This is a genomic window from Sphingobacterium griseoflavum (genome assembly GCF_014653155.1).
Taxonomy (GTDB): Bacteria; Bacteroidota; Bacteroidia; order Sphingobacteriales; family Sphingobacteriaceae; genus Sphingobacterium; species Sphingobacterium griseoflavum.
In genome coordinates this window covers 130,876-146,225 of sequence record NZ_BNAF01000010.1, presented here as the reverse complement: position 1 = coordinate 146,225, position 15,350 = coordinate 130,876, and the positions used below count along the sequence as shown (strand labels likewise).

At 43.8% G+C, this 15,350-nt stretch carries 12 protein-coding genes; 9 read left to right on the top strand and 3 right to left on the bottom strand.

What is annotated here, in order from left to right; all coding sequences use genetic code 11:
- Positions 1-25: 25 nt before the first annotated feature.
- A complete protein-coding gene (locus IE165_RS13925) occupies positions 26-1,933 on the bottom strand; it encodes a DUF294 nucleotidyltransferase-like domain-containing protein (RefSeq protein WP_189627248.1) in 1,908 nt (635 codons plus the stop codon).
- Between the two features lie 11 nt (positions 1,934-1,944).
- Entirely contained in the window at positions 1,945-2,589 is a 645-nt protein-coding gene (locus IE165_RS13920; RefSeq protein WP_189627247.1) for a 3'-5' exonuclease, read from the bottom strand.
- A gap of 213 nt (positions 2,590-2,802) precedes the next feature.
- Here IE165_RS13920 and katG point away from each other — a divergent pair, with 213 nt between their 5' ends.
- The gene (gene katG, locus IE165_RS13915) at positions 2,803-5,079 is read left to right on the top strand and encodes a catalase/peroxidase HPI (protein ID WP_189627246.1); all 2,277 of its coding nucleotides are present in this window, start codon (positions 2,803-2,805) and stop codon (positions 5,077-5,079) included.
- Between the two features lie 356 nt (positions 5,080-5,435).
- Complete coding sequence (locus tag IE165_RS13910; protein WP_189627245.1) at positions 5,436-6,146, top strand: DsbA family oxidoreductase; 711 nt, start codon at positions 5,436-5,438, stop codon at positions 6,144-6,146.
- 6 nt (positions 6,147-6,152) lie between these two features.
- Here IE165_RS13910 and IE165_RS13905 read toward each other — a convergent pair whose 3' ends face one another.
- The gene (locus IE165_RS13905; protein ID WP_189627244.1) at positions 6,153-7,739 is read right to left on the bottom strand and encodes an ABC-F family ATP-binding cassette domain-containing protein; all 1,587 of its coding nucleotides are present in this window, start codon (positions 7,737-7,739) and stop codon (positions 6,153-6,155) included.
- 245 nt (positions 7,740-7,984) lie between these two features.
- Between IE165_RS13905 and IE165_RS13900 the strand changes: the two genes are divergently transcribed.
- The 7 genes from IE165_RS13900 to IE165_RS13870 all read left to right on the top strand — a co-directional run bounded on the left by IE165_RS13900 (position 7,985) and on the right by IE165_RS13870 (position 15,343).
- Complete coding sequence (locus IE165_RS13900) at positions 7,985-8,638, top strand: hypothetical protein (protein ID WP_189627243.1); 654 nt, start codon at positions 7,985-7,987, stop codon at positions 8,636-8,638.
- Between the two features lie 112 nt (positions 8,639-8,750).
- Entirely contained in the window at positions 8,751-9,761 is a 1,011-nt protein-coding gene (locus tag IE165_RS13895; RefSeq protein WP_189627242.1) for an NAD(P)H-dependent glycerol-3-phosphate dehydrogenase, read from the top strand.
- 2 nt (positions 9,762-9,763) lie between these two features.
- Positions 9,764-10,663 carry an oxygen-dependent coproporphyrinogen oxidase gene (gene hemF, locus IE165_RS13890; protein WP_189627299.1) on the top strand — a complete coding sequence of 300 codons (900 nt, stop codon included), beginning with the start codon at positions 9,764-9,766 and terminating at the stop codon, positions 10,661-10,663.
- A 22-nt stretch (positions 10,664-10,685) separates the two neighbouring features.
- Positions 10,686-11,939 carry a M16 family metallopeptidase gene (locus tag IE165_RS13885; protein ID WP_189627241.1) on the top strand — a complete coding sequence of 418 codons (1,254 nt, stop codon included), beginning with the start codon at positions 10,686-10,688 and terminating at the stop codon, positions 11,937-11,939.
- Complete coding sequence (locus tag IE165_RS13880) at positions 11,929-13,206, top strand: M16 family metallopeptidase (RefSeq protein ID WP_189627240.1); 1,278 nt, start codon at positions 11,929-11,931, stop codon at positions 13,204-13,206. The genes IE165_RS13885 and IE165_RS13880 overlap by 11 nt, the downstream gene beginning before the upstream one ends.
- Positions 13,207-13,302: 96 nt before the next feature.
- The gene (locus tag IE165_RS13875) at positions 13,303-14,556 is read left to right on the top strand and encodes a putative DNA modification/repair radical SAM protein (protein ID WP_189627239.1); all 1,254 of its coding nucleotides are present in this window, start codon (positions 13,303-13,305) and stop codon (positions 14,554-14,556) included.
- 4 nt (positions 14,557-14,560) lie between these two features.
- On the top strand, positions 14,561-15,343 hold the full coding sequence (locus IE165_RS13870) for a TIGR03915 family putative DNA repair protein (RefSeq protein WP_189627238.1): 783 nt from the start codon (positions 14,561-14,563) through the stop codon (positions 15,341-15,343).
- The last annotated feature ends 7 nt before the right edge of the window (positions 15,344-15,350 follow it).

Genomic DNA, 15,350 nt, shown 5'->3' with positions numbered 1-15,350 from the left:
GATGGAGAAATATACGGTATTCAGATCAGCCTAGAAGGTTGTTCGTAAACCGCATTTTTATACCCACTTGAAAATTTTGGATCGTTTTAAAGATTTCTTTCAGCGTGACTTTTTCAATCTTCGTTAACTTGTCTATACTGATGTAGTTGTTGGGTTCTATTTTTTCTACTAATATTTGATTGGCTTGATTTCGCAGACGTAAAGCCATGAGATAGTAATAGCTTTGATAGAGCTCCTGATATTGCTCCGCCGTAAACACGCCTAGCTCCATCAACTTTTTAAGCCTTGCGCCGGTATTTTCTTCATATACCCTTTTTTTCAATGCATAAACGCGAACAAGGTCTACAATGGGCGTCATCGCATTTTTTATATTGAAAACCTCTGTTTTTCCTCTCGTTTCTGTTTTTATGTTTTTGAAGAACGTAAGCGGTGGTTCGTACTGTAATGCATTTTTGGCTATAAAAGCAAAGAAACGATCATTAGGCTTTTGCAGCTCGTCTTCCAAGAATTCTTTTAATTGCTCGATAATTTGACGGTCTCCATAAAGAAATCTACAGTCAAAAAAAGTGGAGAACTTGATCGCATTTTCAGGGACAGTTTCTTCAATCCAATTTTTGTAGTTTTTTTTCCAATGGGATAATGAATGTGTCCAATCAGGATTGCTAGCCATATATCCGCCCTTGCAATAAACGAAACCGATATCGTTCAAATAGTCGGAGACTTTTTCTGCAAATGCCAAAAAATATGCTCGAACCATCTCCCGCTGCTCATTAGCTTTGTCTTCATAGATAATTGCGTTATCCTGATCTGTTTTGAGCGTTTGTTCTTTGCGTCCTTCACTGCCTGTTATCATGAATACAAACTTTGCCGGCGGCTCACCCATCTCGCGAATTACTTTTTCAATAACCTTGATTGCAATGGTATCGGCAATAGTGGTGATGACTTGATTGGTGATTTCGGCATTAATCCCTCTACCTAGCAACTGTTTGATCACCTCGGGTACATAGTTCCACTTTTGGCGTAGTTCGTCGGTAGTCTCTGCAAGTTTTACCGATTGGATGAACACCAAAGGCGATTGTCCTTGCTCACTTAGCAGTCTATTCCTGCTCAAAAAGCCCACATATTTATGCTCCTTTTCCACTAATAAATACCGAGCTTTTGTGCTGAACATCATTAGAACGGCTTCATATAGATAAGCTTGATGGGAGATAGAGAGGATAGGATTATCCATTACACTTGCTATAGGCTTGTCCGCATCGATACGGCGTGCGATAACGTTGTCTCGTAATGTCATGTCGGTTGCGTAGCCGATAATATTATCTTGGCTATCCTGTATAAAGAGACAACTGACGCGATTGCGGGCCATATGTTGGGCAGCTTCAAAAATTGGTGTTTCAGCAGGACACGATACAATATCCTTATAGATGATTCCATCGATTTTACGAGAGTACAATTGCTCCGCCGCAATGTAGCTTTCTTCAAAACTGGCCGGTGTTTTTACGAAGTGGGAAAATTCATCATCCAGCATACGTTTTCCGAAGTCCGTCGTGTAAAACTGAAAAAAGTCTTCGTAAGCGCTGCATAGTTCCAAAAACTCTTTCCGGGGTAGACTGTACACCACAGTTCCTTTTTTGGCCATTACCGACTTTAGTGCTTTTGTTCGGTTCAGTAAGACGGATATTCCGCCGAAGCAGTAGGGAGAGTGATGGATTTCGATGGATCTTTTGTTCTCCGCCGTGTCGAAAAAGAAAGTTTCATATTCTCCCTCTACCAATATGTCTACGCCTTTCATGGCTGTTATTTCTTGGCGATAGGCCAAAGTGTCTTTCGAATACCGGGTCAGCAGCAGCGTATCCGATACCCCAACCAGTACACTCTCTGGAAGTATGTCAAAGGGCTTGGTTCGTTTTAGAAGTTCTACTATGTGCTGCATATGTTTGCTTATTAAGATTGCTGTTTATCTTCAAGCTTTAGCTCTCGCGTAAACCGTAATTGTTGTGAACTTATGTCCTGTTCTGTGACAGTTTCTCGTCGGCGCATTTCGAAAAAGCAACGCGCCGTAACCTCCGCATCATGCTCTGCCTCATGAATTTCCCTAGGACGTTCGTCAAATAACTCTTCATGCAACTGTACCAGTCTGAGGTACTCCGACGATGGGTTAACCGCATATTTTTTGCTGACAAGCATCGTACAGAATAACGCTTGATTTTGAAACGGGTTTTGCAGCTGCGCACGAAAGAAGTCTGCACTCAGGACCTGTACATCGAGCTCCACAAAATGGCCGATAATAAGGGGTGTGTATTTTTTGATATCATAGGCGAATTTGCGTAAAATATCTTTACGCCGACCACCATGATTTTTCAAAAAATCTATTGTTATGCCATGTATTTGCCGTGATGTGGCGCTAATTGCTATGTCATGCTCATAAATGTATTTACTCGACCGTTTGATCTCTTGACCGTCAGCAGTATAGATAATCCAAGCCAATTGAATGACGGCTGGCCAATTCTTATCATCGGAATACGGTCTGTTCCAACGTTTGGGAATGCCAGATGTCTCTGTATCGATGAATAATAGGTAATCCTTCAAATAGATGGTTTTAACAGCGCTAAATATACGTCTTCGCGTTTATAATAATGGCGAATTGTAGCATAATTTCAAATTTTAATCGAAATAATCGTCGCTAACGATGATGTATAGAATTTATCGATTAGAGTTTATCATTGTAATAAATTATCTTTATCAGTGAAAGAAAAACATACTTTCGTGGAATGTGTTAACTCAATATAAAAGATTATACAAATGGAAAACCAAGCAAACGACATCAGCAAATGTCCTTTTCACAATGGCAGCATGAAATCTCCGGTTGCCGGTAGTGGCACGAGCAACCGTGAGTGGTGGCCAAACCAATTGAAGCTAAATATTCTCCGCCAGCATTCAACGCTCACTGATCCCATGGGGAACGATTTTGATTATGCAGCAGCATTCAACGGTCTTGATTTTGCGGCTGTCAAGCAGGATTTGCACGCACTCATGACGGATTCGCAGGATTGGTGGCCAGCAGATTTTGGGCATTATGGCCCATTGTTTATCCGTATGGCTTGGCATAGCGCCGGAACGTATCGGGTAGGCGACGGCCGTGGTGGTGCAGGCACTGGTCAGCAGCGCTTCGCGCCATTAAACAGTTGGCCTGACAATGTCAGCCTGGACAAGGCTCGACGCCTATTATGGCCAATAAAGCAGAAATATGGTAATAAAATATCTTGGGCAGATCTGTTAATTTTGACGGGCAACGTAGCATTGGAATCAATGGGCTTCAAAACATTTGGCTTCGCAGGTGGTAGAGCTGATGTATGGGAGGCGGATCAAGATGTATATTGGGGATCGGAAACGACTTGGCTTGGCGGTGACGAGCGCTATGCGCACGGATCGGATGGAGCGGATAAAGCGCATGGTGTGGTGGTTTCGGACGATGATGCTGATGGAGATACGCATACCAGATTTTTGGAAAAACCGCTTGCAGCGGTACAAATGGGACTTATTTACGTCAATCCGGAAGGACCGGATGGTAATCCTGATCCACTATTGGCAGCGAAAGATATTCGTGATACGTTCGGACGGATGGCAATGGATGATGAGGAAACGGTGGCTTTGATCGCTGGCGGACACAGCTTTGGAAAAACACATGGCGCAGCGCCCGCTACCCATGTTGGAAAAGAACCAGAGGCCGCGGGAATAGAAGCCCAAGGGTTAGGATGGGCCAATGATTACGGCTCGGGAAAAGGACCTGATACCATCACCAGTGGTTTGGAAGTGACTTGGACGAAAACACCAACACAGTGGAGCAACAACTTTTTCGAAAATCTCTTTGCTTACGAATGGGAACTAACAAAAAGCCCTGCCGGAGCACATCAGTGGGTAGCAAAAGATGCGGGTGACATTATTCCAGATGCGTACGACCCTACTAAAAAACATCGCCCGACCATGCTCACTACAGATTTGGCACTCCGTTTTGATCCTGAATTTGAAAAGATATCACGTCGTTTTTTGGAAAGTCCTGATTTGCTGGCTGAAGCCTTTGCGAAAGCTTGGTTCAAATTAACACACCGTGACATGGGCCCGCGAGCACGTTATCTGGGTCCAGAGATTCCCGCCGAAATTTTATTATGGCAAGATCCGATCCCGACATTGAATCATACTTTGGTCAACGAGGCAGATGTCGCAGCGTTAAAAATAAAAATTCTAGCATCTGGCCTATCCGTATCCGAGCTTGTTGGAACAGCTTGGGCATCGGCTTCGACATTCCGCGGCTCCGACAAAAGGGGAGGAGCAAATGGGGCACGTATTCGGCTATCACCACAGAAAGACTGGAAAGTAAACAATCCTCGGCAGCTTAGTAGGGTATTGCAGACACTGGAAGCGATCCAACGAGATTTCAATGCTGCCCAGCAGGATGATAAACGGGTGTCTTTGGCCGATCTCATTGTGTTGGCAGGATGTGTTGGCGTGGTTACGGCAGCGAAGAATGCCGGACACACCATCACTGTGCCGTTCAAGCCGGGTCGCATGGACGCTTCGCAGGAAGAAACGGATGTTGAATCATTCGGGTACCTAGAGCCACTTGCTGATGGTTTCCGCAACTATCGCAAAGAGAATGCTCCGGCCTTTACGGAAGAGCTTTTGATCGACAAGGCGCAACTGCTTACTTTGACAGCTCCTGAGATGACCGTGCTGCTTGGAGGTTTGCGTGTTTTGGACATTAATTTTGATGAATCGAAACATGGCGTTTTTACCGATCGGCCAGCCCTGCTCACCAACGATTTTTTTGTAAACCTGTTGGATATGAATACGGTTTGGAAGGCGATCGATAGCAATAAGGAAGTGTATGAAGGGCGATGCAGAAAAACCGATGCTGCCAAATGGACAGCCACACGAGCGGACCTTGTTTTTGGCTCCCATGCTGAGCTCAGGGCAATCGCTGAAGTATATGGTAGTGCAGATGCCCAAAACAAATTCCTCACCGACTTTGTAAAAGTTTGGACGAAGGTGATGGATCTCGATCGTTTCGATCTGAAGTAGAAACAACCTAAGCGCAGCCTCAACAGGAATCTAATTTTGAGGCTGCTTGCTTTGCTGTAAATACCATCATAGCAGAAGATCTTTTTAACTTCGCCACGTCAAAGCTCATCCTTTTTTGAACTCTTTCCGTTTTTAAATAAAAAGAAAAACGTGCTGGCCATTCCTCGGTTGACAAGCATGTTGCTGTCGGCTTTCCGAATTTAGCTTCGCTACATCTTGTCAAAAGACACTATTGTATCCTAAAATAAAAAATTGGTATTTGCGATCTCTATCGTTTTTCCGCCTAATGTCATATTTGCGGATGAAGCTTAGCAGTGAAAAACCAGTTGCGTACATTTAGATAAAATTTTATGACGATGGAGAAGATGAAGGTAGAAGTTTGGAGCGACGTGATGTGCCCATTCTGCTATATTGGGAAACGGAAATTTGAACAGGCGCTGGATAGGCTTCCTTTTAAAGATCAGGTGGATTTGGAGTGGAAAAGCTATCAGTTGAACCCCCATTTGCAAACCGATACGACACTGGATTATTACGATAGTTTAGCGCAAAGCAAAGGCATGGCACGTACCCAAGCGGAAGCCATGTGCTTGCAGGTTACGGAAATGGCTAAGGGAGAGCAATTAACATTCAGGCTAGACAAAGCTATTGTTGCGAATTCCTTTCGTGCACACGAGTTGGCTCATTTCGCCAAACGATATGGAAAGCAGGATCAAGCAGAAGAGCTGTTATTCCAAGCCCATTTCACCGAGGGTGAAAATATCGATGACATGGACTTGCTGAAGCGTATTGCGGCACAGCTCGGTTTAGATGGTACCGCATTGGAGCATGCCTTGGAAAACAGGGTGTTCGAAGATGAGGTTCGCCAAGATATCTACGAAGCTCAACAGCTGGGGGTGCGTGGCGTTCCATTCTTCGTTTACGACAGGAAGTATGCTATATCCGGCGCCCAAGATATTACTGTCTTTCGAGACACGCTGCAAAAGGCATTTGACGGTTGGACGCAAAAAAATGGCAGCCGCCTTGATGTGGTCAATGGCGATTCGTGCGGGCCTGATGGTTGCGCGTGACCGGGGTCATAGCTTGATCGATCGCTGTAATGACAGGGCATCCGTAAATGTTTGGTCGTGTGATATAATAATCAGTGTTCCTTTATATTCATTTATTGCTGCGGTCAATATTTCGATATTTTGGATGTCTAAGTTATTCGTGGGTTCGTCAAGAATGAGCACGTCTGGTTTTTCCTTTTTTAATGCAAGACAACAGAGAGCGAGGCGCATCCTTTCACCACCACTCAGTTGCTCGCCATACCGATCCCACATAGGGGCGGTGAAAAGAAATTGGTTCAATTTCGTCTTCACCTCGTGTTCTAAAAGCCCGCCATCGTTGGCATGTTGCACTTGTTCATAGATAGTCAGCTCGGGTTTCAAGAAGCTATAGTCCTGATCAATGTAAAATGCTTGATGTGGCTGCCTAATGCATATTCCGCTTGAAGGCTCGGTTTTCCCAAGGATGATATGTGTCAAAGCGGTCTTCCCGGAGCCATTGGCACCTTGGAGGTGTATACGCTCGCCGCTTCGAAGCTGAAAGTCGAGGTCCGTCTGCCAAAGGTTTTCGGTTCCAAAATTGAGGTTAAGTCTTGTAGCTTTCACTAGCAGTTTGCCATGATGCTGGCCGCTGGCTGCTAAACCAAATTGCATGGTATTAGCTGCAGGTCTGCTGGCTCTCAAGTCTGTTAATTCGGCGCGCATGCCATCCATTTTTTCGGCGTGCTGGCTCCTAAGCTTTGCACCGCTGTTCTCTGCCTTATTGCGCAAAGTATTGATCATGATACGTGCCACGCCAGCTTTCTCTTGTTTTTTCTTTCCACGTGCATCTGTCCGTTGCTGGCGCTCTATCGCAATGCGCTCTTTTTCCTTTGCCTTCCGTATCGCCGTTTCCTGTCCGTGAATATATTGCTGAAGCGCGTGCAAGGAAAGATCCTTCTGCTGTTTATAAAAATCGTAGTTTCCGCTATAAAGCGTTACGCCCGTCGAGCTGAGCTCATACGTCGAATCCAACAAGCGAAGCAATTCGCGGTCATGGCTGACCACCAACATCGACATACTGCTGCGGCGAATAAATGCATACAGTATTTCCCTACTTTCTGCATCCAAGTGATTGGTTGGTTCATCCATCAACAGTAGCTTGGGCTCACGTACGCTTATTCCAGCTAGGAAAATTTTCATCTTTTGTCCGCCGCTTAACGTTGTGATAGGCTGCAGTAGGTCTTGCCTAGGGAATCCCCATTCAGCTAATGCTAGCTGACAGCGCTCTTCAAGTTCCCAGTCGTCGTCCAGTGCCGTAAAGTTTTCGCTATCTACATCCCCTTCTAAGATGCGGTAGTAGGCGCGAAGTTTATCTCCCAGTCCAAGCGCATCGGCAATGCTTGTTGCATGGTATTGTCCAACTAGTTGCGGGACGTAGTAAAATGGTGCGTCCACACTTATCATCCCGGAAAAAGGGCGTAGTTCACCCGCAATAAGTTTTAATAACGTTGACTTTCCGCTTCCGTTATGGCCAATTAATGCGGCTTTCTGCAACTTGGAAATGGAAAAACTAAGATTTTGGAAAAGCAATTCCCTATCGGGGTGTAGGTAAGTTACGTCGTGTATAGTAAGCATGATGATTATATAGAAAATGATACAATTGCAGGGCCGTTATTTGACCTAGCGTACTTTGTTGTTTTCGAAATAATCAGTTCTTACATACCGTATAGCTCGTAAATTTTACAAAGGTATAAAAAATTATCTCAACATGTTGCTGCTTAGGACGCAAATAGCGTGTGCATACATTTGCGGTTATCCTTTTAAAATATTTGGACGCGTTTTTGCTAAAAGTTGTACGATATAATTTTAACAATCAATCTATGAGAAAACAGTTCAAATATGCCTGGGTTTTGGCGCTTTCAACCGCCATGCTGCTTGGATGCAACGCTGGTTCTGAATCAAAGGATTCGGATCAGGAGGATGCTGGAAGGAACATGAGCGCAGCAAAAGACTCAGGCAGTCTTGATAGCATGGAGGATGGTGCTGCTCAGATGGAGTTGCAGCAGGCCAACCTAAAGAAGCTGACAAAAATGAGTGATGAAGAGGTGGAATCATTTTTCCCGGAGACCTTGAACGGTTGGCGTCGATCAGCTTATGCTGGAGGAAATCAAGCCTACGGTGTGGATGTAGCATCGGGGCATGCGGTTTATGAAGCACAAGATGATAAAGAACTCATGTTGACCTTGACCGACGGTGCGGGCGAAACCGGAGCCGCAATAGTGTCCTTGATGGCAATGGGCCTTACAATGGAGTCCGAAAAAGAATCTGATTATGAAGTAACAAAGAATGAGCATGTCCATGGATTCCGTGCCGCTACGCGTGAAACCAAGCCAAAGCAAGAGGGGAATGTCGTCGATTCCGATATCGCATTTATCTACAAAGATCGATACCTTATCAAATTGCAGGGAGATGGTTTTAAGCTTGATGAGTTAAAGGATATTGTAACTAAATTGCCTATAGAAGTGCTTAAATAGACGTTCTAAAAAAGTCATAACCTCTGTGAGAAGTATATAAATTGACCGCCCGTCTTGACAGGGGTCCATTTTTTATACGTATATTTGTTAGCTAAAAATTAACAAACAGATAATGGAAGAAACCGAACAAAAAGTCGGTATGCTGGGAAGTGGAAGTTGGGCTACAGCGATGATCAAGATGTTGGGCGATAACCAGAAAAAAAAGAAGGTGCTTTGGTGGATTCGAAAAGAAGAGGATTTAAACTATGTACGAACGTATAAACATAATCCAACGTATCTGAGTGCGGTAGAACTTCGTATAGAACCGAAGAATTTGTTTACCGATGCCCGTGATGTTATCCGTCAATCCGACATCGTAGTCCTCAATACGCCCTCAGCCTATTTGAAAGCAGCTCTGCATGGTGTGGGGGCTGAAGATTTTAAGGGAAAATTGGTTGTGACGGCGATAAAGGGAATTATACCGGATGAGAACTTGATCGTTGGATCCTACTTGTCGAAAGTCTATGGAATTCCGGCAGAAAATATTGTGGTGATTGGTGGCCCTTGCCACGCCGAAGAGGTTTCTTCCGAAAAACTATCCTATCTGACAATTGCCGCGAAAGACACAGTCAAGGCGGAGCGCGTTGCCTCGTTGCTTCGTAATCGGTATATCAATACAGTTTTATCTACCGACGTATATGGTGTAGAATACGGTGCGGTGCTGAAGAATATTTACGCGCTGGCCGGCGGTATCTGCCATGGTCTGGGGTTTGGCGACAACTTTATGTCCGTGCTGGTTTCTAATGCGATTCGCGAGATGGAAACTTGTTTGACGGCGATTGATCCGGAAGCAGATCGAGATATCAATGCGTCAGCATATCTGGGTGATTTGCTCGTCACAGCCTATTCGCAATTTAGCCGTAACCGTACTTTCGGACACATGATCGGTAAGGGATACACCGTTCAATCCGCACAATTGGAAATGAACATGGTGGCGGAGGGTTATTACGCATCGGCCTGTATACACAATATTATACAACAATATGACCTAGAATTGCCGATATGTAATATGGTATACCAGATTCTTTATAACAAACAATCTGCTAATTTGGAGGTCAACAACCTCGCATCAAAATTGTCTTAATGATCCTTACAAAAGAAAAAATTGCAGAAACCTACCAAGCCATTCAAGATGAAATTACTGAGGGACTTGAAGAGTTGGATGGGAAAAGCTCTTTTAAACAAGAAATTTGGCACCGCGAAGGCGGCGGCGGTGGACGAACCCGTATCATCCAACATGGAAATATTATAGAAAAGGGTGGGGTGAATTTTTCTGCCGTAGAGGGCAAATTGCCGGAGAGTATCAAGCGTGCTTTTGCTGTAGATGATGATGACTTTTTCGCAACAGGTATCAGTATTGTCATTCATCCGGAAAACCCATGGATCCCCATTATCCACATGAATGTGCGTTATTTTGAGTTAAATGAACAGATTCGATGGTTTGGTGGGGGGATAGATCTAACACCACATTATGTGATTGAGGACGACGCGCGATTTTTTCACCGGTCGATGAAGGATGTATGTGACAGGCATCACCCGGATTTTTACCGCGACTTCAAAAGTTGGGCCGATAATTATTTTTTTATCAAGCATCGGCAAGAGACGCGGGGTATCGGAGGTGTCTTTTACGACAAATTGAACCCGGAAAAGACGGGGCTGTCGGAGGAACAGCTTTTTTTATTTTCTTGTGATTTAGCCCGCACATTTTTGCCAACATATTCAAAAATTGTGGATCAGAACCGGAGTAAACCCTATACTGCGGAAGAGAAGGAATGGCAATTTTTGCGGCGAGGTCGTTATGTTGAATTCAACTTGGTCTACGATTCGGGCACCCGCTTTGGTCTCGAAACCAACGGACGCATAGAATCTATTCTAATGAGCTTGCCCGCGCAGGCAAATTGGGCCTACGATTTCAAACCACGACCGAATTCGTTGGAGGAGAAAACCCTTTCTTTGCTGAAAAAAGACATCAATTGGATAACCTAACTATTTCAATCCTAAGCTTTTCATGATAGATTACACACGATTTACGCTTGATAACGGTTTACGCGTTATTGTACATGAAGATCCAACAACCGCAATGGCCTGCTTGAACATGCTTTACAATGTAGGCGCTCGCGACGAATCGCCAGACAAGACTGGTTTCGCGCATCTATTTGAACACCTGATGTTCGGAGGCTCCATAAACATTCCAAATTTTGATGCACCTTTGCAAGAAGTTGGTGGCGAAAATAATGCATTTACCAGCAACGATATTACCAACTATTATATCACCCTACCGGCAGAGAATTTGGAAACCGCGTTTTGGTTGGAGAGTGATCGCATGCTCAGTTTAGCCTTTAGCGAGCAAAGCTTGGAAGTACAGCGAAGTGTAGTCATTGAAGAGTTTAAGCAACGCTATCTAAACCAACCCTACGGAGATGTTTGGTTGAAATTGAGGCCGTTGGCCTATAAGGTGCATCCATACAATTGGGCTACAATCGGTAAATCCATTAGTCACATCGAGCATGCTTCTATGGAAGATGTTAAGGCATTTTTCGAACAACATTATGTACCAAATAACGCTATTATGGTGGTGACGGGTGCTGTGCATGCGGATCGAATAAAATCCCTGGCCGAGAAGTGGTTTGGAAATATTCCGTCAAAGCCGCGTCGACCAAGAAATCTCCCTCAAGAGCCGCAACAGTTGGAGCCCCGCCGGGAGATAGTGGTGGCTGACGTGCCCGTGGATAGCTTATACCTCGCTTTTCATGGCGTGGACCGTTTGCATCCCGACTATCCAGTTATGGATTTATTATCCGATATCTTATCACGCGGAAGTTCATCCCGGCTCTATCGGGCATTGGTGAAAGACCAACCGTTTTTTAGCGAAGTGAACGCGTATGTAATGGGTTCGATAGATAGCAATTTGTTTGTTATTGAAGGAAAACCATTACAGGACGTGTCGTTGGCCGATGCTGAAGCATTGCTTTGGAACCAACTGCATATCATAAGCAACGAGGTTGTGGGCGAGATGGAATTGCAAAAGGTGAAGAATAAAATCGAGTCAACGATGGTATTTGCCGAACTATCGATTTTAGATAAAGCCATGAACCTGGCTTTCTACGAAGCATTGGGCGACGCAAATTTGTATAATCTTGAAGTCGATAAATATTTGGCCGTAACGAGCGATGATCTAAAACGGATCGCTAATCAGATTTTTCGTGCAGAAAATTCATCAACCTTACTTTACCACGCAAAACAAACAACGCATGCTGAATAGACGCTTAGCACCACAACGACATCACATCCAGCGTATGTCGCTCATCGCACCCGAGGCAATACTTTTCGATAACGGCCTAAAGGTTTTTATTTTTCAAGCGAAGGATCAAGAGTTAATAAAGGCAGAATTTATTTTTCAAAATCATTTCACTGCTGAGGAAAATCCGCTTTTAAATACCTGCTTGAGCCATATGATGAAAGAAGGGACGCAAAGCAGAACCAGCGCGCAAATAGCGGAAGAAATCGACTTTTATGGAAGTTACTTGATGCCCGAATACAGCTTCGATCATACAGCCATCAGTTTGTATACGTTGACCAAGCACGTGCGTGCTGTTTTACCGGTATTACATGACGTGTTAAACAACGCTATATTCCCGGAAGCCGAGTTGGAAACCTATGTGCGCAACAACAAGCAAACGTTACAGATATCGTTGCAGAAGAATGACTACGTTGCAAGACGTCTGTTTTATACCAATCTTTTCGGTGCAACACGTTATGGCGTCACGCCGACCTTGAAAACTTACGACCAGCTTAACCGGGAGGATTTGATGGCCTTGTACAAAAGGCAGATTCAAGCCAGCAATTGCACGTTGCTTCTTTCGGGAAATATAACAGCGGATGTAATCGAACAGGTACGTACGCTATTTGAACGCGAATGGCAGCAACCTGCGAATGGCATTGCGTTTACGATACCTCAATTACCCACCTTCAAGCCCAAGCTTTTGGTGGAGAACAAGGTTGAAGCCATACAGTCTGCCATTAGATTGGGTATGCCCACTATTAACCGTACACATCCTGATTATCCTGCGCTTCAATTTGTCAACACGCTTTTCGGAGGTTACTTTGGATCGCGCTTGATGCGAAATATTCGGGAAGATAAAGGCTATACGTACAGCATAGGATCAGCCTGCGCCAGTTTGAAGTATACGGGACTCTTCACCATCGCGACTGAAGTAGCCGTTGAGGCCACGGAAGCCACATTAACGGAAATTGAGCACGAGTTCACAACGTTACGAAATACGTTGGCAACAGATCAAGAAATTCATTTGGTTAAAAATTACATGCAAGGTTCCATGTTGGGAAGTATAGAATCTATATTTTCCCATGCCGATAAATTTAAGTCGATCTACTTTTCTGACTTGGATTATGACTATTATGAACATTACAGCACCTGCATTCAAAATATGACGGCAGCCAAGGTACAGGATATCGCGCTACGTTATTTCGATTACGAGAAGCTCGCAAAAATTGTGGTAGGTACTTTATAAGGGCGTCTTGGGATTTATACCCTTTATCGCAACTAAATCGCAAAAAACCTGCTATTATACTAATATTATTAGTATTTTTGGGTAAATATTTGCGAGATGAGCGATCGTATAAAAGAGAAACTAGAAATTTTAGCAGATGCAGCAAAATACGATGTTAGTTGCAGTTCCAGTGGTAGCAATCGTAAAAATAAAGATCATGGCTTAGGCAATACCGGAGCAGGGATATGTCATACCTATACAGAAGATGGCCGTTGTGTGTCTTTATTGAAGATTTTATTGACCAATCACTGTATATATGATTGTGCATATTGTGTATCTAGAAAAAGCAACGATATAAAGCGAGCAGCATTCACGGTGCAGGAAGTCGTGGATTTAACCATCAATTTTTATCGACGAAATTATATAGAAGGCTTGTTTTTAAGTTCCGGTATTTTTAAAGATGCGGATTTTACGATGGAGCGTTTGGTATTAATTGCAAAAAAACTGCGGAGAGAACACAATTTTAATGGTTATATTCACTTAAAGACCATACCAGCGGCATCTCCAGAGCTTATCCATGAGGCCGGTTTATATGCAGATAGGCTGAGTATCAATTTAGAAATTCCTACTGATGCAGGCTTGAAATTGTTGGCACCAGAGAAAAATCGGAAAGATATGATCCGTCCGATGACCTATTTGAAAGATCAACTTATTAAAACGAAAGAAGAGGGCAAACTGTTCAAAACCACGCCTAAATTTGCGCCTGCAGGACAGAGTACACAGCTAATTATTGGTGCCAGTGGCGAATCAGACCAGCAAATTATAACGGCTGCAAATTACTTTTATAATAAATTTAATATGAAGCGAGTTTATTATTCTGGTTATGTACCCATTTCCTATGATAAGCGCCTTCCAACTATTGGAACAGCAGTACCCACGGCGCGAGAAAACAGGCTTTATCAAAGCGATTGGCTTATGCGATTTTATGGTTTCCAAGCGGACGAGATTGTAAATGAGAGTCATCCGCTGCTGGATTTGGATATCGATCCAAAATTAAGCTGGGCACTACGGAATATGGATCGATTTCCTATCGATATTAATAAGGATGATTATCAGCTTATTCTCCGTGTGCCAGGTATAGGCGTCGGTTCGGCACAAAAAATTGTCGCTGCACGTAAGTTTGGCCCACTGCATATCGAACATCTAAGAAAAATCGGCGTGGCAATCAACAGAGCGAAGTATTTTATAAGTTGCAAAGGCTTCCTGCAAATTTATGCTGATAAACGAGCAGATCTCATCAAGAGCTATATTTTGAACTCGTCAAAAAGTAAGTATACAAGCAGCACTACGCAACAGTTACAATTATTTTAAGGTTATGCGGGAGGTAGATCTTTACTTTGATGGCACTTGGGAGGGAATTCTGACTAGTATATTTGAGATGTTTGAATATAAAATTATGCCCCTTAGCTTAAGCCATACTGCCGCAAGACAGAAAGGGATGTTTCAAACGGCACATGACGTTGTGAGTCAACAGGATAAAGCTGATCGGGTCAAAAAGGGTTTAATTGAGAAAATTGGAAGAAATGGTTACTTAGAACTTTGGCATGCCTTCCTTTCCGAACTTCCTGACGTACCGCTGCTCATTATTCGATTAGCACGCCACTACTTTCAGTCTGAACAGCCTGAACGTTTGAATTTTGGCCATGATTTAGTGCTGCGGCTCAAGAAAATCGTTAAATCAGTTTCCCGTGAACGACATCGTATGAAGGCTTTTGCCCGTTTTCAACGACTTCAAGACGGACTTTTTGTTGCATTAATCGAACCCGACTTCAATGTTCTGCCTCTTATTCGAAAGCACTTCCAAGATAGATACGCCGATCAACGTTGGCTAATTTTTGATATTCGACGGCATTACGGGCTTTATTACGACGAACATACGACCAGTGAGGTTACTTTTGCCGATCCAGGCAATTTGGCGAATAGCCGTACACTCGTGGATCTTTACGCCGCTGATGAGCCGCTTTATGCAGACCTATGGAAACGATACTTTAAGTCGGTCAATATTGTAGAACGAAAAAATATGAAATTACATCTCCAACATGTTCCTCGCCGGTATTGGCGTCACCTGCACGAAAAATCTTTTGGGTTAGACGCCTAATGGTATC

Coding starts and splice junctions, on each gene's coding strand:
- IE165_RS13925 (WP_189627248.1), bottom strand. CDS start 1,933: ATGCAGCACATAGTAGAACTTCTAAAACGAACCAAGCCCTTTGACATA.
- katG (WP_189627246.1), top strand. CDS start 2,803: ATGGAAAACCAAGCAAACGACATCAGCAAATGTCCTTTTCACAATGGC.
- IE165_RS13910 (WP_189627245.1), top strand. CDS start 5,436: ATGGAGAAGATGAAGGTAGAAGTTTGGAGCGACGTGATGTGCCCATTC.
- IE165_RS13905 (WP_189627244.1), bottom strand. CDS start 7,739: ATGCTTACTATACACGACGTAACTTACCTACACCCCGATAGGGAATTG.
- IE165_RS13900 (WP_189627243.1), top strand. CDS start 7,985: ATGAGAAAACAGTTCAAATATGCCTGGGTTTTGGCGCTTTCAACCGCC.
- IE165_RS13895 (WP_189627242.1), top strand. CDS start 8,751: ATGGAAGAAACCGAACAAAAAGTCGGTATGCTGGGAAGTGGAAGTTGG.
- IE165_RS13885 (WP_189627241.1), top strand. CDS start 10,686: ATGATAGATTACACACGATTTACGCTTGATAACGGTTTACGCGTTATT.
- IE165_RS13880 (WP_189627240.1), top strand. CDS start 11,929: ATGCTGAATAGACGCTTAGCACCACAACGACATCACATCCAGCGTATG.
- IE165_RS13875 (WP_189627239.1), top strand. CDS start 13,303: ATGAGCGATCGTATAAAAGAGAAACTAGAAATTTTAGCAGATGCAGCA.
- IE165_RS13870 (WP_189627238.1), top strand. CDS start 14,561: ATGCGGGAGGTAGATCTTTACTTTGATGGCACTTGGGAGGGAATTCTG.